Source organism: Moritella sp. 28 (assembly GCF_018219435.1).
In the GTDB taxonomy this organism is placed as follows: domain Bacteria; phylum Pseudomonadota; class Gammaproteobacteria; order Enterobacterales; family Moritellaceae; genus Moritella.
In genome coordinates, this window is the sequence record NZ_CP056121.1 from 2,434,003 (window position 1) to 2,451,913 (window position 17,911).

Annotated in this window: 20 protein-coding genes; 11 read left to right on the forward strand and 9 right to left on the reverse strand. The window is 39.4% G+C overall.

Annotated elements, in window-relative coordinates; all coding sequences use genetic code 11:
• The first annotated feature begins 144 nt into the window (after nucleotides 1-144).
• From HWV02_RS10875 to HWV02_RS10885, 3 genes are all read left to right on the forward strand, one after another.
• Nucleotides 145-840 carry a type 1 glutamine amidotransferase domain-containing protein gene (locus HWV02_RS10875; protein WP_211690460.1) on the forward strand — a complete coding sequence of 232 codons (696 nt, stop codon included), beginning with the start codon at nucleotides 145-147 and terminating at the stop codon, nucleotides 838-840.
• Between the two features lie 15 nt (nucleotides 841-855).
• Nucleotides 856-2,013 (forward strand): iron-containing alcohol dehydrogenase, encoded by a 1,158-nt coding sequence (locus tag HWV02_RS10880; protein ID WP_211690461.1) that lies wholly within the window; start codon nucleotides 856-858, stop codon nucleotides 2,011-2,013.
• A gap of 229 nt (nucleotides 2,014-2,242) precedes the next feature.
• Nucleotides 2,243-2,542, forward strand: coding sequence for a hypothetical protein (locus HWV02_RS10885; RefSeq protein ID WP_211679653.1), 300 nt, complete (start codon nucleotides 2,243-2,245; stop codon nucleotides 2,540-2,542).
• Between the two features lie 19 nt (nucleotides 2,543-2,561).
• On the opposite strand, the gene HWV02_RS10890 is transcribed toward HWV02_RS10885, so the two are convergent.
• Together HWV02_RS10890 and HWV02_RS10895 are read right to left on the reverse strand one after the other, a co-directional pair.
• Entirely contained in the window at nucleotides 2,562-2,726 is a 165-nt protein-coding gene (locus HWV02_RS10890) for a hypothetical protein (RefSeq protein ID WP_211690462.1), read from the reverse strand.
• Nucleotides 2,727-2,820: 94 nt separating this feature from the next.
• Nucleotides 2,821-3,486, reverse strand: a complete 666-nt coding sequence (locus tag HWV02_RS10895) for an HAD family phosphatase (protein ID WP_211690463.1) — start codon at nucleotides 3,484-3,486, stop codon at nucleotides 2,821-2,823.
• Between the two features lie 158 nt (nucleotides 3,487-3,644).
• Here HWV02_RS10895 and HWV02_RS10900 point away from each other — a divergent pair, with 158 nt between their 5' ends.
• The gene (locus tag HWV02_RS10900) at nucleotides 3,645-4,064 is read left to right on the forward strand and encodes a cupin domain-containing protein (protein ID WP_211679656.1); all 420 of its coding nucleotides are present in this window, start codon (nucleotides 3,645-3,647) and stop codon (nucleotides 4,062-4,064) included.
• 84 nt (nucleotides 4,065-4,148) lie between these two features.
• Here the strand turns inward: HWV02_RS10900 and dcuC are convergent, their stop codons facing one another.
• The gene (gene dcuC, locus HWV02_RS10905; protein WP_211690464.1) at nucleotides 4,149-5,516 is read right to left on the reverse strand and encodes an anaerobic C4-dicarboxylate transporter DcuC; all 1,368 of its coding nucleotides are present in this window, start codon (nucleotides 5,514-5,516) and stop codon (nucleotides 4,149-4,151) included.
• 249 nt (nucleotides 5,517-5,765) lie between these two features.
• Between dcuC and mog the strand changes: the two genes are divergently transcribed.
• Nucleotides 5,766-6,299: a molybdopterin adenylyltransferase gene (mog, locus tag HWV02_RS10910; RefSeq protein ID WP_211679658.1), complete on the forward strand. Its 534-nt coding sequence runs from the start codon at nucleotides 5,766-5,768 to the stop codon at nucleotides 6,297-6,299.
• A 147-nt stretch (nucleotides 6,300-6,446) separates the two neighbouring features.
• The gene (locus HWV02_RS10915; protein WP_211679659.1) at nucleotides 6,447-6,755 is read left to right on the forward strand and encodes a carboxymuconolactone decarboxylase family protein; all 309 of its coding nucleotides are present in this window, start codon (nucleotides 6,447-6,449) and stop codon (nucleotides 6,753-6,755) included.
• Between the two features lie 7 nt (nucleotides 6,756-6,762).
• On the opposite strand, the gene HWV02_RS10920 is transcribed toward HWV02_RS10915, so the two are convergent.
• The 4 genes from HWV02_RS10920 to HWV02_RS10935 form a co-directional block, all read right to left on the reverse strand.
• Nucleotides 6,763-7,044, reverse strand: a complete 282-nt coding sequence (locus tag HWV02_RS10920; protein ID WP_211690465.1) for a hypothetical protein — start codon at nucleotides 7,042-7,044, stop codon at nucleotides 6,763-6,765.
• 46 nt (nucleotides 7,045-7,090) lie between these two features.
• Nucleotides 7,091-7,609, reverse strand: coding sequence for an aminoacyl-tRNA deacylase (locus HWV02_RS10925; RefSeq protein ID WP_255547159.1), 519 nt, complete (start codon nucleotides 7,607-7,609; stop codon nucleotides 7,091-7,093).
• 222 nt (nucleotides 7,610-7,831) lie between these two features.
• Complete coding sequence (locus tag HWV02_RS10930) at nucleotides 7,832-10,276, reverse strand: YgiQ family radical SAM protein (protein WP_211690466.1); 2,445 nt, start codon at nucleotides 10,274-10,276, stop codon at nucleotides 7,832-7,834.
• A 156-nt stretch (nucleotides 10,277-10,432) separates the two neighbouring features.
• Entirely contained in the window at nucleotides 10,433-11,089 is a 657-nt protein-coding gene (locus tag HWV02_RS10935) for a pyrimidine 5'-nucleotidase (RefSeq protein ID WP_211690467.1), read from the reverse strand.
• Nucleotides 11,090-11,355: 266 nt separating this feature from the next.
• Between HWV02_RS10935 and fabV the strand changes: the two genes are divergently transcribed.
• Nucleotides 11,356-12,561, forward strand: a complete 1,206-nt coding sequence (fabV, locus tag HWV02_RS10940; RefSeq protein WP_211690468.1) for an enoyl-ACP reductase FabV — start codon at nucleotides 11,356-11,358, stop codon at nucleotides 12,559-12,561.
• On the opposite strand, the gene HWV02_RS10945 is transcribed toward fabV, so the two are convergent.
• The gene (locus HWV02_RS10945; protein WP_211690469.1) at nucleotides 12,548-13,465 is read right to left on the reverse strand and encodes a DUF1853 family protein; all 918 of its coding nucleotides are present in this window, start codon (nucleotides 13,463-13,465) and stop codon (nucleotides 12,548-12,550) included. The genes fabV and HWV02_RS10945 overlap by 14 nt on opposite strands.
• Nucleotides 13,466-13,541: 76 nt before the next feature.
• Between HWV02_RS10945 and HWV02_RS10950 the strand changes: the two genes are divergently transcribed.
• Nucleotides 13,542-14,303, forward strand: coding sequence for a Nif3-like dinuclear metal center hexameric protein (locus HWV02_RS10950; RefSeq protein ID WP_211679664.1), 762 nt, complete (start codon nucleotides 13,542-13,544; stop codon nucleotides 14,301-14,303).
• Nucleotides 14,304-14,372: 69 nt separating this feature from the next.
• On the opposite strand, the gene HWV02_RS10955 is transcribed toward HWV02_RS10950, so the two are convergent.
• Nucleotides 14,373-15,314: a glycosyltransferase family 2 protein gene (locus HWV02_RS10955; protein ID WP_211690470.1), complete on the reverse strand. Its 942-nt coding sequence runs from the start codon at nucleotides 15,312-15,314 to the stop codon at nucleotides 14,373-14,375.
• 195 nt (nucleotides 15,315-15,509) lie between these two features.
• On the opposite strand from HWV02_RS10955, the gene HWV02_RS22840 reads away from it, so the two are divergent.
• From HWV02_RS22840 to HWV02_RS10970, 3 genes are read left to right on the forward strand one after another with little or no spacing between them, the layout of a single operon-like run.
• Nucleotides 15,510-16,214 carry an acyltransferase gene (locus tag HWV02_RS22840; protein WP_255547160.1) on the forward strand — a complete coding sequence of 235 codons (705 nt, stop codon included), beginning with the start codon at nucleotides 15,510-15,512 and terminating at the stop codon, nucleotides 16,212-16,214.
• Nucleotides 16,211-17,404, forward strand: a complete 1,194-nt coding sequence (locus HWV02_RS10965; protein WP_211690471.1) for a glycosyltransferase — start codon at nucleotides 16,211-16,213, stop codon at nucleotides 17,402-17,404. The genes HWV02_RS22840 and HWV02_RS10965 overlap by 4 nt, the downstream gene beginning before the upstream one ends.
• 21 nt (nucleotides 17,405-17,425) lie before the next feature.
• Complete coding sequence (locus HWV02_RS10970; RefSeq protein ID WP_211679667.1) at nucleotides 17,426-17,911, forward strand: hypothetical protein; 486 nt, start codon at nucleotides 17,426-17,428, stop codon at nucleotides 17,909-17,911.

A 17,911-nucleotide genomic window follows, 5' to 3' on the forward strand; every position in this document is an offset into this window, starting at 1 on the left:
AATAAATAGATTGTATCAAAATTCTGAACAGTGTAATCGATTTACTCTGCATTGTTAGATTTTACATTCAGATATAAACTGTCTCTATTCGTTGTTAACACGCATACAGTATGCATAGCAGCTCAGACAGAGAGGGGAACTATCATGAATAAGAGCAGCACAAGTAAGAATATTTTAGTGGTATTAACATCACATGCAGATTTGGGCAATACAGGTGAGAAAACAGGTTTCTGGGTTGAAGAACTTGCTGCACCTTATTATGTATTTGTTGATGCTGGAATGACTGTTACGCTGGCATCACCTGCTGGTGGTAAGCCACCAATTGACCCTAAAAGTGCAGATGAGAGCATGCAGACGGATGCAACTCGTCGCTTTGATGCTGATGATGTCGTACAAAAAGCCCTAGAGACAACAGTTAAATTAACGGATGTCAAAGAACAAGACTTTGATGCGGTATTTTATCCTGGAGGCCACGGTCCATTATGGGATTTAACTGACAACACAACTTCAATTGATTTATTAGCTGCGTTTATTGCGAATAACAAACCAGTATCAGCTGTTTGTCATGCAAGTGCGGCGCTACTAAACGTTAAAACGCCTGAAGGTGAGTATGTAATTAAGGGAAAAGCGGTAACAGGATTTTCAAATACAGAAGAAGATGCTGTACAATTAACTGATATCGTACCTTTTTTATTAGAAGATGAGCTTGTAAAGCGTGGCGGAGACTATCAGAAAGTTGCTGATTGGACGCCACTTGCGGTACAAGATGGTTTAATCATCACAGGTCAAAACCCAGCGTCTTCAGCATTAGTCGCAGAAAAACTAATCGCACACGCTTAATACTAGGAAACAAATATGTTGAATTTTACGTTTCAAAACCCAACTCGCATTCACTTTGGTGATGATCAGATTAAAGCGATCAGCAAAGAAATCCCAATAGGCGCTAAAGTATTAGTGACTTATGGCGGTGGTTCAATTAAGTCAAATGGCGTATATGACCAAGTTGTAACGGCATTGTCTGAACATAACTGGGTTGAGTTTTCAGGTATCGAACCAAACCCAACTTATGACCAATTAATTAAAGCTGTCGATGTTATTAATGAGCACAATGTTGATTACATTCTTGCAGTTGGTGGTGGTTCTGTTGTTGATGGCAGTAAGTTTATTGCTGCTGCAGCTGTATTTGAAGGCGATGATGCTTGGGATATCCTAAGTAAATACGCACCAATTACTAAAGCATTACCATTGGGTGCAGTATTAACGTTACCTGCAACGGGTTCAGAGTCAAATGGTGGTGCTGTTATTACACGTGATGGCAGCAAGTTATCATTTGGTAGTCCATTAGTTCGTCCAACGTTTGCGATTTTAGATCCTGCAGTGAGCTTGAGCCTATCTGATCGTCAAATTAGTAATGGTGTTGTAGATGCATTTGTTCATATTATGGAACAGTACATGACATATAGCATCAACGCGAAAGTACAAGATCGTTTTTCTGAAGGGCTATTGCTGACGCTGATCGAAGAAGGGCCAAAAGCATTAAAACCTGAGACTAAAGATGATTTAGAGATCCGCGGTAATATTATGTGGTCGGCAACGATGGCGTTAAACGGTCTTATTGGTGCCGGCGTACCGCATGATTGGGCAACACACATGATTGGTCATGAATTAACAGCTGCACACGGTGTTGATCATGCGCGTAGTTTATCAATCGTGTTACCTGCAGTAATGAAAGTACTACGTGAAGACAAGCGCAGTAAATTACTGCAATATGCTGAACGTGTTTGGAATATTACAGTTGCCGATGAAGATGAAAAAATCGATCAAGCGATAGCAAAAACAGAAGCATTTTTTAAAGCAATGGAAGTTCCGACAACGCTTACGGAGGCGGGTATTACGTCTACTGATATTGACAACTTAATTGCTAAATTAGAGACACACGGTATGGTGGCACTGGGTGAACGTAAAAATATCACTTTGGAAGTAAGCCGTCAGATTTTAGAAGCTGCATTGTAAATACTTAGTATAGTTACTTTATTTAAATAGTTAACTAGCAGTAAATAACGTATTAATAGTAAAGGTTGGAATGATTATTCATTTCAGCCTTTTTTTTTATTACAAAATGACGATTAGTCATTTATTAGTCCCAGTGTCATACATTTATAATTCAATGGTGTTATAACTCAATGATATTGTTATTATTAAATAATCTTATCGTGTTGTTATCGATACTTAAGGAAGAGTAATGGCTGATTTAGAATGGATGTTGGGTGTAATTATGTTATCGGGATTTTTATTTGCCGCTATCACGAGATTCAATTTGCACCGGTATTTACAGCAGAAAAAAATATTGACGAGTGTGGATAGGGAGCAAGCCCAAGTGCAATTAAAAAACACAACGCCCGAAGTTATTTTAGATAATGGTGTCCATCAATTATTTAAATATGTTATTGCTGGCATGATTATTTTTCTATTTGGTAGCGCTACACTAGTCGATCACGGTGCTTTAAAAGCATTGGTCTCTTTATTTTTTGATTCGGTATAATGTCTTGTTGATTTAAGCGCTAACGATCGTAACCTGAATTCGTTGGTATTTGCTGTAATACTTGTCGCTGCTCTTTATCGTATTTTTTATGTAGCGCGGCAATAAGTTCCAGATCTAACTTCGCATAGAACATATCTTCTTCGGCTTGGCCTTTCTGGCGCATCGCTTCGTTAAACACTGACATATTGATTTCCTCTAATAACCTGCATATTAATAATTTTAGTTGATTTTAGACAGAAGCGTTATTAGAGGTAGAGCTGATAATTGAACTATATTGATTAAGCCCCTTGTTTACTTTGTTTTAGAATCTTTAAAACGTCTAATAAAGATGCGCTTACAGTATGACCCAATGTTAAAACTTCAGCACTTGGTTGCACGAGATCTGGGATTTGAAATGTTTGCATATTAGCGCTTACGGCAGATAAAACGCCGTTATTGGAATCTTCAAAGGCTAAACATTGCTCCGGATAAATATTTAAACGACCTGCTGCAAGCAAGTAAATTTCTGGGTCGGGTTTGCCATTCTTAACTTCGCATCCTGTTGTCAAATTATCAAAAAAGTGGTCTAAGCCAGCAAGCTTTAATTTGATTGTTGCAACATCTTGTTGTGTTGACGTCGCAACCGCAGTAGGAATATTATTATTTTTTAACCAAGTGAGTAACTCAACAACACCGTCTTTAACTGGAATAGCTTGGTGTTTAACGACCGCGTTGTAACGTATACGCCATGCATCATGAAGTACTGGATAATCTAAATCACTGCCGTAACCCGCACGGATTACTTTTTCTATGCCTTGAGAATTACGACCGATAATATCGAGATAAACATTTTCTAAAAATGGAATCGATAATGATGCACATGCTTCTTCAAAGATCCCTTTGCAAACACGCTCTGTGTCGAGAAGAAGTCCATCCATATCAAAAATAGCTGCTTGGTAATTCACTTTATGTATCCTATATCGATGACAACTTATTTAATGAAATGAGTATAACAAATCTAATTGCGATAATTAAGTTCACATACTGTTTGTACTACCTATAAAGTATCGCTAATATCGTAATGGACTAGAACAATATTAACAATTTGAATGATAGGGAATTTATGAAAGGTTTAATGAGTGGTTTATGTTTGGCGCTCTTAGTTGCTGGTAATGTATCAGCAACTGAATCCAAACCAGTGGCGGTTGAAGTATTAGCTAAGTCGACAACGAGCTGGGACGGTTCTATGCTTCCGAGTTACCCAAAGGGTAAGCCGGAAGTCACGATCTTAAAAATTGATATTGCACCTGGTGTTAAGTTGCCTTTGCATGAGCATCCGGTGATTAATGCTGGTTATTTAGTGAGTGGTGAATTAACGGTTGTAACTCAAGACGGTGAGGTTTTGGAGCTTAAAGCAGGCGATACGCTTGTTGAAGTTATCAACAAATGGCATTACGGAATAAATAAAGGTGATGTACCAGCTGAAATTGTTGTTTTTTATGCTGGCGTTGAAGGGGAGCCTTTAACAATTAAGCATAAATAATTAAAGTTAAAGGCTAGGTTTTTTATCCTAGCCTTTTGATAAATTAATTTTTTATTATCTTGTTTTTTTAATGAAGGCTTCAAGCTAAGCATACATAGGAACAAGAACCATAGTACCTGCGATAACGGTAATTAGACCTGCTAATACGGGTACTGACGTTCGCTTAACAACTTCAAATGGACTGACTTTTCCCATACCACTTGTCGCTACAATGACACCCGCTACCGGAGACACAGTACGACCAAGGTTCGATGCTTGTAGCATCGGGATAATTAAGAACGCTGGGTTTAAGCCCATTTTACCGGCCAGTGTAGGAGCAAGTTCAACAAATGCATAGAAAGGGGCGTTGCCTGAGCCTGTTGCTATTGCTGCAGCTACAGTGAGACCTGTTAAAATGAGCATTAATGCAAATCCGCCTGCACCAGCTGCCTCCGCAAGGGCGATTAAATTATCAATAGCACCAATCGACATCAAGCCCTGTGCAAAGACACCTGCAGCAACTAATAGCATGACGACACCTTTAAAAGCATCTGCCATCCCTTCATAGCAAGACTCTAAGTCTTCTAAGGTTGCCTTCCCATCTAACCGTTTAGTGATAAAGTCGATAACAGCACTAATGAAAATGGAAAAAACTACGATAGTGTAGATATCAAGTTCTAGACCTTTAATTGTTGAGCCATTAAATACAAAAACACCTATGATAGGTAGGAATGGTAAGATGGAATAATAACCCGGCGCAGTTACTGTTATTTCTGATATGTCAGTTTTTACCATTGGCGTGTTTTCTTTTTTGTCTAAATAACGATTCCAGAAAAATGCCGCAGCTGCCATCACTAGGATGGCACAAATTGATACGGGCAGTACGGTTTCAACAGAAAACACATGTAGTGGTAATCCTGATTTTTCTGCGGCAACAACAACATCGCCAGATGTTGGTGACAAAATAATAGCAGCAGGCGATGCACAAACAGCAACTGCGGCTGGTCTTGATATCCCCATTGCAGTCATCATTGGGAATAAAGTGGCCATGAGCAATACGCCAAGTCCAGTTGCAGAGCTTACCGCTAGTGACATTAAGCAAGCCACAATATAAGCAGCAACAAGTAGGGTATAAGGTGATTTGATAAACGATAGGGGTTTTGAAAACTGTTTAACAACAACATTGTTGGCATCAATCTTAGTCATGTAAGCTGCAAAACCACATAACAACATGATTTGCATGCCTAAGCCGCCTCCACGATATTGCAGCATATATTTAACAAATTCTAATGAGTCTGTAATGGTATTCCCTGTGCTTGTTATACTTGAAGGGAGAATTGTCTTGCCAAGTAAGCCTGTTATGATAAGTAGTGTAATACCAGCTGTGAGTAATACTCCCGTTGCCTTGTATTCTTTGACGATGAAGTAACCGACACCGACAGTCACGATTAAACCAATGAATAACTCTAACATTGAAACCTCTTTATTGTATTCAAATGCGTAATTAACATTATTTTAACCTTTGAAATAATGTTTCCTTTGCAGCTGAATGTACCTATAAAGAGATGTCATCGCGATAGCTAACACCACTATTCATGATCTAAATCAGGGTTTAATAAACTCTCAAAGGATAGTTTGAGCCAGATCAATTCGTTGATTTTACAGACTCATTAGCTTCGGTTAAAATTAGTGCATTAATCAAATAGGCTATATGGAATAAACATGACTAAAGCTAAAATCGGTATTGTGACAGTAAGTGATAGAGCCAGTGCTGGCATATATGAAGATCTTTCTGGTAAAGCCATTATCTCTGTATTGAATGAGTACCTGACTTCTGAGTGGGAACCTGTTTATGAAGTTATTCCAGATGAGCAAGATGTGATTGAAGCAACATTGATCAAAATGGCCGATGAGCAAAACTGCAGTTTGATTGTTACTACAGGTGGCACAGGCCCTGCTAAGCGTGACGTAACGCCAGAAGCGACAGAAGCTGTTTGTGATCGCATGATGCCAGGATTTGGCGAGTTAATGCGTGCAGAATCGCTAAAATTTGTTCCAACTGCAATTCTTTCTCGTCAAACGGCAGGATTACGTGCAGATTCATTAATCGTTAACTTGCCGGGTAAACCAAAATCAATCCGGGAATGTTTAGATGCTGTATTTCCAGCGATCCCTTATTGTATTGATTTGATGGATGGCCCTTTTCTTGAATGTGATGAGTCGGTGGTTAAACCGTTCCGCCCAAAAGCGAAATAATAGACCATTTATTCAATCTCCCAATGAAAGTCGACGATTAGCTGTCGCTAATCGCCTGTAATGTTTTTTAGTGTAAGGGGTTTAGCTTTTTTGCATCTTGAACTAATTTTGTAGTGATACCAACCATAATAAATATAGGATCACTTCATGGCCGCAAATCCATCTACTCAATATTTAAAGATAAAACAAAGACACCCACAGTTGATTAGCGCTGTCGAATCTCTTGGTAAAGTGGCAAAACAGGAAGGACCGATAGATGAAAAAACCGCACAGTTAATTCAATTAGCTGCCGCTGCAGCCATTCGTTCTGAAGGTGCTGTTCATAGCCATGCCAAAAGAGCGCTTGAAGCTGGCGCAAGCGTTGATGAAATTCGCCATGCATTACTGCTGCTCACAAGCACATTGGGTTTTCCCTGCGTCATGGCTGCAATGAGTTGGGCAGATGAAAAGTTATAGTCTAAACCTATAGATTACACATTACCTTGTGAATGACATTATCTACATCAATTTTAATATGTTGTGATGCGTCTTGGGCATAGGCGTTTATATTTTTGTATAGCTCACCAATCATTGTTATTCCGCTGCATTGAATCGTGAGGACTATATTGGCGGTGATGATGTCTATCACCGCTTGTTCATCAGAATTTGATTTAAGTGCATCGATCTCTTGTTGCCAGTTTGATTGACCTTTTATTTTAGCTAATGTACTTTCTGAACTTGTTAATAACGTGCCGCAAATCCTCATGACTTAAAGTTCCTCTGGTAGTTGATAGGAATTATTTAGCGTGTTTTTAATGTCTTAATTTACCTTGCCTAGCATGTTCATGATGATAACCACTACCAGATTTATGAAAACCACAACTGATAATTGTTGGTTGTACTAATCCAATTAAATCCGTTGTTTTCATTTTAATGGTTTCAGCATGATCGCCAGCATTAAAACTTACTTCCTCTTGTTTCACTAGTTCTTCTGACATATAAACAGGCATGTTAAACAAATGACCAAATGGAGGCATTGCACCTGTTTCACAATCAGGAAACATACTACTGAACTGGTGTTCATAGGCTAAGTTAACGTAACGAGCGCCAATAGAAAAAGCAATATTATCGAAGTCAATGAGGTAAGGGGCGGGCATAACAATCATAACAAGCTTAGTATCAGCTGTTATTATGACAGTTTTAGCAAAAGACATACCGTTAGTCTTGCTAAATTCAGCAACATGCTGAGCAGTATAGCCGGGTGGGTGATGATCACTTTGGTAGTTTATATAAGCCTGATCTAAATAATGGGTGATTTTTCGCATGAGCATAATCAACCTCCCTAGCGGTTAATGCGCTAATACATTTATCAAGAATGTTTAGGAGCTTTAATTATAGTTGTTAATTATTTTAATGACGGGTTACGAGATAAGCTCAGTAAAAGAAATCATGACGTATTGACCTGTGGGGGGGAATAGAAAAAGGGTAAAATGCATAAACATTTTACCCTTTAGTATTTACATATTTAACTTAGGCAATAAGTGCGTTAATGCTTAACGTTTGTTACTGCGTTTAGCTTGCTGGCCTTGACCGCCTTTATTTGCTGACTTGTTAGCGCTTGGACGGCTGCCTGATGGCTTCTTGAATCCACCACCTTTAACACTACCATTTGCATTCTTACTGCCGTTGGTGCTGTTATTTCCACCTACAGCTGGTTTTTTACGGTTCGGCTTGTTACCACCTTTGTTACCACCTTTGTTACCGTTTTCGTTAATACCCACACCTTCTTGTGGCGCTAGACCTGTGTGTTTAGTTAACGCATTAGTGAACTGCTTAGTACCTGGTTGAGCACGTTGTTGTTTAACACCTTTATTACTGGTATTCGGCTTACCCTTACTGTTAGCACCACCTTTACCAAGATGTGGTTTTGCATTGCTGCGTTGTGCTTGTTTTTCGGCCAAACTTTCTGGTGGTACTAGATGTTTTGGACCGCGACCAATTAAATGACGATTACCCGTTTTGAGCAGGTATTCGCGAATCATTGGCCAGTTAGCTGGATCGTGGTAACGTAAAAGCGCTTTGTGCAGACGACGTTGACGTGCGCCTTTTGGCACAACCACTTTTCCATCTGTTTCACGTACTTTATGTAATGAGTTAAGCTCTGTGTGATACACGGCTGTTGCATTAGCAAGTGGTGAAGGGTAGAAGTTTTGTACTTGATCAAGCTTAAACTTATACTGTTTTAACCATAAGGCTAAAGTAAGCATGTCTTTGTCATTAGTCCCTGGGTGTGCAGAGATAAAGTAAGGAATAAGGTATTGTTTCTTGCCAGCTTCAGCAGAGAAACGATCAAACATTTCTTTAAACTTATCGTATGTGCCCATACCTGGCTTCATCATGATATCAAGTGGTGACTTTTCGGTATGCTCAGGCGCAATTTTCAAGTAACCACCGACGTGATGTTCTACTAATTCTTTCACGTAACGAGGATCTTCAATCGCTAAATCATAACGTACACCTGATGCAATCAAGATTTTTTTAATCCCCGGAACTTTACGTGCGCGACGGTAGAGATCGATTGTAGGTGTATGGTCTGTGTCCATGTGCGTACAAATTGCTGGGAAGATACACGAAAGGCGGCGACAAGTTGCTTCCGCTTTTGCACTCATACAGCCCAACTTATACATGTTTGCTGTTGGTCCACCAAGGTCGGAAATAACACCGGTAAAACCAGGCACTTTATCGCGGATTGCTTCCATTTCTTTGACAATAGAGTCTTCCGAACGGCTTTGAATTACACGTCCTTCATGTTCTGTAATTGAGCAGAAAGAACAACCGCCAAAACAGCCACGCATAATATTGATCGATGTTTTGATCATATCGTATGCAGGGATCTTCTCATCACCATAACTTGGATGTGGCAGACGCGCGTATTCTAAATCGAATACACCATCCATCTCACCTTCTGCTAGTGGAGTTGCTGGTGGATTTAACCATACTTCACGCGCACCGTGTCTTTGGATCAATGCACGAGATGAAACAGGGTTTGTTTCTTGATGGAATACACGTGACGTATGTGCGTATAACATTTTGTCTTTTTTCACTGTTTCCATGTCTGGCAGGCGAATATAAGTTTCGTGCCAAGGCATCTGCTTAGGCGCTTGCATTACGATAGGTTTCGCCACATCTGCATCAGAATTATCAATCACTTGTTCATTATCTTGTTTAGAACAGGTTTCATCAATTTCAGTGTAAGGGCTGATAATTGGTTCAATCTTACCTGGAGTATCGAGTGTTCGTGAGTCAATACCTTTCCAAGTTGGTAGTGGTTCTTTTAGCATCACGCCTGTACCACGAACATCTTGAATGTCTTTAATTGATTCGCCACTTGCAAGACGATGTGCCACTTGGATTAATGGGCGTTCTGCATTACCGTAAATCAGCATATCGGCTTTTGAGTCAGGTAGCACTGAACCACGTACTTTATCTGACCAATAATCATAGTGCGCAATACGGCGTAAACTGGCTTCAATACCACCAATAACGACAGGTACATCTTTAAATGCTTGCTTACAGCGTTGAGTGTAAACTAATACGGCACGGTCAGGACGTTTTCCGCCGATGTCACCTGGTGTATAAGCATCATCATGACGTAATTTGAGATCCGAGGTATAACGGTTAATCATCGAATCCATGTTACCGGAAGTTACGCCGAAAAATAGATTCGGGCGACCTAGCTCTTTAAACGGTTCTGCACTTTCCCAGTCGGGTTGAGAGATGATGCCGACACGAAAACCTTGTGCTTCTAAGGTTCTGCCGATAATAGCCATACCAAAACTTGGGTGATCGATATACGCGTCACCTGTAACAACAATAACGTCACAGCTATCCCAACCGAGCTTGTCCATCTCTGCACGTGTCATTGGCAAAAATGGTGCGGGTTTTGTCACCCGATTCTGAAATTTTGGATATGAAAAAAGATCTTTGGCAGTTTGCATAAAGTACTCTTGGGTATTAATTTTAGTGCGCAAAGTTAATTGCGAAGGCTATTTTCACGGCTGGAATAAATACAAAAAAAGAGAAAGCCAGCCGTTACTGAGGGCGGATTATAGCCACTTACAACGTCTTTTGCGATTAAAAGCGGCAATATATATTTAGCTTGCTTGTAACAGGTTGAAAAACTGAGTTAAATTATTTGCTTCATAATCGGCTTTATAGTTTAGATTTGTCACAACTTGCTCTGAGCCAGACAGCCAAACCGTAGTCATACCAAGGTTTTTGGCCGGTTTAAGGTTGCGAAGTTGGTCATCAAAGAATACCGTGTTGTAGCGATCAATCGCGTGTTTATCACAAAGTGTTTGATAGCTTGAATTGTGTGGTTTTAGCTCATAATTTGCATCTTCTAATGAAAAAATATCATCAAAGCAGTCGATTAACGCTAATTCTTTTAGAATTTTAGTCGCGTAATGTTTTGGTGAGTTCGTATAAATTATTTTACGGCCAGCCAGTTGGTCGATCTGTAATCCTAAATTGGGCTGTGCTTTCAGCGTCGTCATATTAATGTCGTGGCAATAATGGATGAAATCATCACGATTCACATGATGGTGTTTGATTAGCCCTTTTACTGTACCGCCATATTGTCTGTAATATTGGTTAGATAAAAGTGTGGCCTCAGGAAGTGGTAGAGACAGTGCGTCAGCTATAAACCGGTGCATTCGTGATTCGACCTGCTTTAATATGCCTAACGAAGGGCAATAAAGCGTGTCATCAAGATCGAACAAGTAAGTATTGGCTTGGTTAATTTTCTGCATATTACTCTTCTCAAATTTTACGCTGCTCAATGCATTAATCGTGGATTTTGTGTGTTGATGATAAATCTGAATGAGCAGTACGCGTTATAAGGCTGCAATATTAGTGTAAAAGTACAATAATGCAAATGTATCCTATTTTGTTTGCTTAAATAGCGTCTTCTTTTTGTTGTTAGAACTCCAACCAGATGAAAAACGTTAAAAAATAGGTGCTTAATTTTTCATAAACTTTTATCCTATCTACTGTGTCTCAACATTGTGAAGATAATATGATAATTAAACCAAAAACTCGCGGTTTCATCTGTACCACAACTCATCCTACTGGTTGTGATTTTAATGTTAAAGAACAGATACAGTATAATAAAGAGCAAGGTGCTATTGAAAATGCACCAAAACGTGTTCTGGTAGTCGGCTCATCAAGTGGTTATGGGCTTTCGTCTCGTATTACTGCTGCATTCGGTGGTGGCGCTTCAACTATTGGTGTGTTTTTCGAGAAACCGGCAACAGAGAGAAAGCCGGGTACAGCAGGTTGGTATAACAGTGCTTCATTTGAAAAATATGCAGCAGAAGAAGGCCTATATGCAAAGAGCATTAATGGCGATGCATTCTCTGACAAAGCAAAAGAAACTGCAATTAACCTAATTAAAGAAGATCTAGGCCAAATTGACCTCGTTGTTTATTCACTGGCATCACCAGTACGTAAGTTACCAAGCACTGGTGAAGTTGTACGTTCTTGCTTGAAACCAATTGGTGAAACGTATACAGCGAAAGCGGTTGACACCAATAAAAATAAAATATTTGAAGCAAGTGTTGAACCTGCAACAGAGCAAGAGATCAAAGATACCATTACCGTTATGGGTGGTGAAGATTGGGAACTATGGATGTCTGCATTATCTGATGCCGGTGTATTAGCTGACGGATGTAAAACCGTTGCTTATAGCTATATCGGTACAGAAATTACATGGCCTATCTATTGGGATGGTGCCTTAGGCAAGGCAAAGCAAGATCTTGATCGTGCTGCTCATGCGATCGATGCTGACCTAAAAGTAAAAGGTGGTAGTGCAAACGTAGCTGTACTTAAGAGTGTAGTCACACAAGCAAGTGCTGCAATTCCTGTTATGCCGCTTTATATCGCAATGGCATTCCGTGTGATGAAAGAACATGGTTTACATGAAGGTTGTTTAGAGCAAATTTCACGTCTATTCCGTGGCTCACTTTACCCACAAGGTATTAGCAATGCTAAATTAGATGAGGAAAATCGTCTACGTATGGATGATTGGGAACTTCGTGAAGACATTCAAGCTACTTGCGTGAAGCTATGGGACGAAGTTACCGATGAGAACTTATTTGAAACGACTGATTATCAGTATTACAAAGATGAGTTTTTAGCATTGTTTGGCTTTGGTATCGACGGCGTTGATTATGATGCTGACGTTAATCCGATTGTTGATTTTGCTCCAATTACACTTGACTAATTTTAGCCTGTTTTGAACGGTCCAGCTTAATCTTAGCTAGCCATTCGTCGGGAACAAGTATTAACCGTTCTGCTTCTTTTTGATTATTATATCTAAGGAGCTGTAGCGGTTTTTTTTCGCCCATTGTTTGGTGTTGATAAATATCAAGTTCGGTCTTGGTCCGTGTTGCGAGGTAATTAGGCTTCATAATTTGATACCAACGGTAATCTATGGACTCTTTCTTAAAATGATGATGTGTTATCCAACGCCAATTACAGCTATTCGGTAATAACTGGTTTGTTAGCTCAAGAGCAGGGTGTGCTTGATATAAACGGCCTTTGAGTATTATTTTCTCATCATCAATATTGATATTGTGTTCGCGTAATACTCTTTGTGCTGCTTCTTGATGACCTAACTTAATCTGGTGTTCTAGCATATGGTTAAATTTAATATCGAAACGATCTTTCATGTTCGCGCCATACCATAATGGTGGTTCATTATTTGTGCTAGGGTAGCCAAGATAAAATTTTACTGCGACTTCAAAGTGAGTGACTTGATTAGTGGTGTTGTCTTTGACAATAAAATCAAACTCTCCATAGGTAAAATGATCATCACGCACTTGCGTATTAGCGAGCAGCACGTCAAAGTTTGGATTATCGGTAAAAAAGAAGTGCCAAAGTTGTTCAAAATATAAACCTAACCTTGTAGCTGGTCGTATAAAATTGAGTAATGGCGCAGGGTCGACATCTAAAGCAAAGAGCCGCGGTAAGTAGTCTGTGTATTGTTGAGCTAACCAATCTGTTGAAATAAGGACGTTGCTCTTTACGTTAACCATTGGAGGACTTGCAATCGACCATGCTAGATCACGTACTATCGGATGGTTAAAATTATAGTTATAGGTGTCTAAAACACTTTCTATCGGCATGTTATTTGCTTCAAGCTCAAACTTAACGTATACATATAACCTTAGATTAGGATTCAACAAATAACGAGGAGCGGGCATGGCCTCACTCAATAATAAAAAACTTGAAAATATTTTAACTGACTTTATGCAGCCACATCGTGTTCGTGATTTTACCGTTAACGGTATGCAGGTTCAGGGTAAAGACACAGTGACTAAAGTGATCACGGGGGTCACAGCATCTCAAGCATTAATTGACGCTGCAGTAGAGCAGCAAGCAGATGCAATTTTAGTGCATCATGGGTATTTTTGGAAAAACGAATCACCAGCGATTACGGGGATTAAATATAATCGCATTAAAACGCTGATCAAGCATGATATTAACTTGTATGCTTATCACCTGCCGTTAGATATACACCCTGAGTTGGGTAACAATGTTGAATTAGCTAAGCTATTAGGTATTACAGTTCGTCGTGGTTTGGAACCGTGGGATAAAGCGAGTGTTGCTTTGGTGGGTAAATTCGAAGATGAGATCTCAACTGAAGAACTCACTCAACGTATCGAAACCCAACTTAACCGTGCTCCCTTGGTTGTTGATGCGGGTAAACCAATTAAATCGGTGGCTTGGTGTACTGGCGGTGGTCAAAGTTATATTGAATTAGCAATTGAACAGGGAATTGATGCATTTATCAGTGGTGAAGCGTCCGAACAGACCATTCATTTGGCTCGTGAAGCCGGTATAAGTTTTTTTGCTGCGGGTCATCACGCAACAGAACGTTATGGTGTTAAAGCGTTAGGTGAATGGTTAGCAGAAGAAAAAGGTTTGGACGTAACTTTTATTGATATTGATAATCCTGTGTAATTAAATGGGCTTACTCATTAACAAAATATGTTGCTGAGTAAGCCTTTTATGTATGTATAAACTACATATTTAGATTGTGGCATACCCGGACATCTGGATAGTCAGTTTTAAATCGGTGAGGATATTTCGAAAACGGCGTGATGCAGGTTGTTCACACAGAGCCTTGATATCACAGGCCAATGCTTGAGTTGGACGCGCTACTTGGCGGTAATATTCTGCGTACGATTCTGATAAATGTGCATGAGCAGAGCGTACCGCATAAGGGTCAATGGTTTTAATTTTTCTTTCGTAGCGCCTGATAACCTGTTCAACAGCTTTTAACTGCTTAATTCGATTCGGTATAATGGTCTTTTTGCGTAGGCAAGCTGCTAATGGTTTCTTAATACAACCGATTGCAGTGTGTAATGCTATTTTTAACCACAAGTCCCAATCTGATACCAGCTTTATATTATGATCAAAACCGTCTAGTGCTAAATATAAATCTCGCCTAACAAGTACGGTCGATGTGCCAATGATGTTTTCGGAGAAGATCGCGGCAGCACCTTTAGGGATGACAAATGCATCCGCGCTATGTTGGACTATTTGTTGTTTAAAATAGTTACTATGGGTAAAGCTATCATGGGTTACTTCACTTTTATCATTTATTAATTCGCAGTTAGTAAAGCAAATACCAAGCTGTGGTTTTTCTTTCATAAATTTAATTTGTTGTTGTAGTTTGTTTTTATACCAGAATTTATCGGCATCAAGAAAGGCAATATATGTCCCACTTGCCACCCGAACCGCATGGTTTCTAGCAGTCGAAGTACCTTCACCATTTAATTTTAAGGCGATAATATTATTGTGTTTTCGGCAGAGCTGGCAAATCCATTTCCAACTACCATCAGTTGAACCATCGTCAACAATGATGACTTCTATATTATCTATATTTTGTTGCCAGATACTCTCGATTGCTTGAGGTAGAGAGGGAAGACAATTTTTGTTTGGAATAATGACACTCACTGTTGGTTTCATATTCGCCCCTACTGAATCTATAAGTTACAAATCCTTTGCATTAATAGATAGCTTAGTCGATTTAATTAATTACGGCAGACCTGTGTTTCAATTTTGTACTTTTTAATATAGAACATTTTTTAAGCATATTTAATCTATTGTTTTTATATAGTCTAGTCTTGATACATAGTTAACGGTTACAAGGACAGCTCTTATATGGATATGCTTGGATCAATAAAGCTATGGCTAAAAAATGACGAGAGTGCGATAGCTAAAGCGTGCCATCGTTGTATTCGTGAACTGATGCATTTTTCTATACCCGTTATTCCTTTTATTCATCCTTGTATGCTTCGAATACACCTTCTTATTACCCACTTATTCGCAAATATCTTGCGGGTTTTATATTGGACCCCTTTATTTAAATGTCGCTTAGTAACAAGACCGAGTAACTTATACCTATATTCAGGAATGCCGTTGGTATTGGGACATTTAACTATTGAAATGGGCGACAATTGCCGTGTATCTGGTATTTCAACATTAAGTGGACGAAGTATGGACGGGCGGCCATCTCGTCTAATAATCGGAAACAATGTCGATATAAACTGGCAAAATAATATTGCGGTAGGTGGTAATATTGTGATTGAAGATAATGTCAGGCTAGCAGGACGGGTTTTTTTGGCAGGTTACCCTGGTCACCCTGTTGATGCAAAAGAGCGCGCTGCGGGATTAGCAGATCATGAACATCAAGTCGGTGATATTGTTTTAAAGCGAGATGTTTGGTTAGCAACGGGTGTCAGTGTTATGGCTGGGGTTACTATTGGAGAAGGCACAATTGTTGCTGCAGGCAGTATAGTGACCAAAGATTTACCCTCAAGTGTACTTGCTGGTGGCATACCAGCTAAGGTAATTAAATCACTATGAACAATTGGCAATGGATTGTATTTGGTGAAGACTGGGGGCGCCACCCAAGCAGTACACAGCATTTGATGAAATCAATCACGCGTAAGCATCAGGTATACTGGGTTAACTCAATAGGTTTGAGACGTCCTAAGTTAACGGATGGTAAACGTATTATTGAAAAACTAAAACAACTGAAGGATGCCTGTGCGAATGATTTTAACCAGAATCAAACGCTGTCGAATGTTGAGATGAAGCCGTTAGAAATCCTTGCTCCAATCGCCTTACCTTGGCCTGGAAGTTATATCGCTTATGTGATTAATCGTTTGTTATTAACGTATCAAATTCGAGCACTGTTGGGTCGGCATGTAACGGATAAAAATTTATCGCGTATTTTATGGTTATCATTACCGACGGGGCGTTGTGTTATCGATGCATTAGAAGAAGATGTTGTCGTTTATTATGTCGGTGATGACTTTAGTGCGTTGCACGGTGTTGATCATAATAAGGTTAATTTTGAAGAGGTTGAACTGGTAAAATGTGCTGATATTATTTTTGCCGCAAGTGACAATATTGCTCGTCAATTTCCTCAGCATAAAACCTACTTGTTACCACATGGCGTAGATTTAAAGCACTTTTCGTCAGTGTACAAACGCCCGAATCATTATCCTGACTCCGATCTTGTCGTAGGCTATTATGGCAGTATTACCCGTTGGTTAAATTTTGAATTAATAACGTTCCTCGCGCGTGCTAGACCCGATATTACATTTCTATTTATTGGGAAAATTGAGATCGACGATTGTCCAATGTTTGAGTATGAAAATATTGTTCATCTGGTCGATATGCCTCACGAAGAATTGATTAAATATGCAGCTAATTGGCAAGTGTCATTAATCCCATTCGTTGATAATGAACAGATTCGAGCATGTAATCCTTTAAAATTAAGAGAATATCTAGCCATTGGACACCCAATTCTAAGCACTAAATATCCAGCAGTCATGGAATTTTCAGAATGTATTTATATTGCAGAAAATCAGCAACAGATGCTAGAGCAGTTAAATACAGCATTAATTTTATCGCAGGCAGAGCTTAAACAGCTTAAAGACGTATCTCGGAAAATGGTTGAAAGCTCAACTTGGGAAGCGAGGTGTGATTATGTTTCTACGTTATTAATGCAGAAACTAACAGATAAAGACAACATTGCATGTAATTAACAATGGTCTTGGGAGTATGTTATGAAAGGACTTATCCAGAATAAATATAGAGGAATAGCATTACTATTCGTCACGTTAATATCGCAGTTCGGGTGTGCGAATTCACCAACGGTTATTCCAATGGCAATGATTGGGATAGCATCGGTATCAGAACGTGATAAACCGGCAGTAGTAGAACCGAGAAAACTAAATTTTATTTTTGAATACAAGCAAGTAGAGTTAAGCAGAGAGCAGCGAAATCAGTTACTTTACCTTTATGACTGGCAGCACGGCGCGATCATTAGTTATGGTAAAGCAAAAGCCGAAAATGACTATACAGGTTTGCTTATCGGACATAAACGTGTGCAAGCTGTTAGCCAAGCCTTAGCTAAAAACCAGGAAATACGTCAGGTTAATTATGATCCGAAATTGGCTGCGGACTCTGTAGTGGTTAAAGAAAATATTGTCCAAACAACACGTATAGATACTGATAAAAAAACGGATTTAGTTGAGAACTCTAGGCTGTAA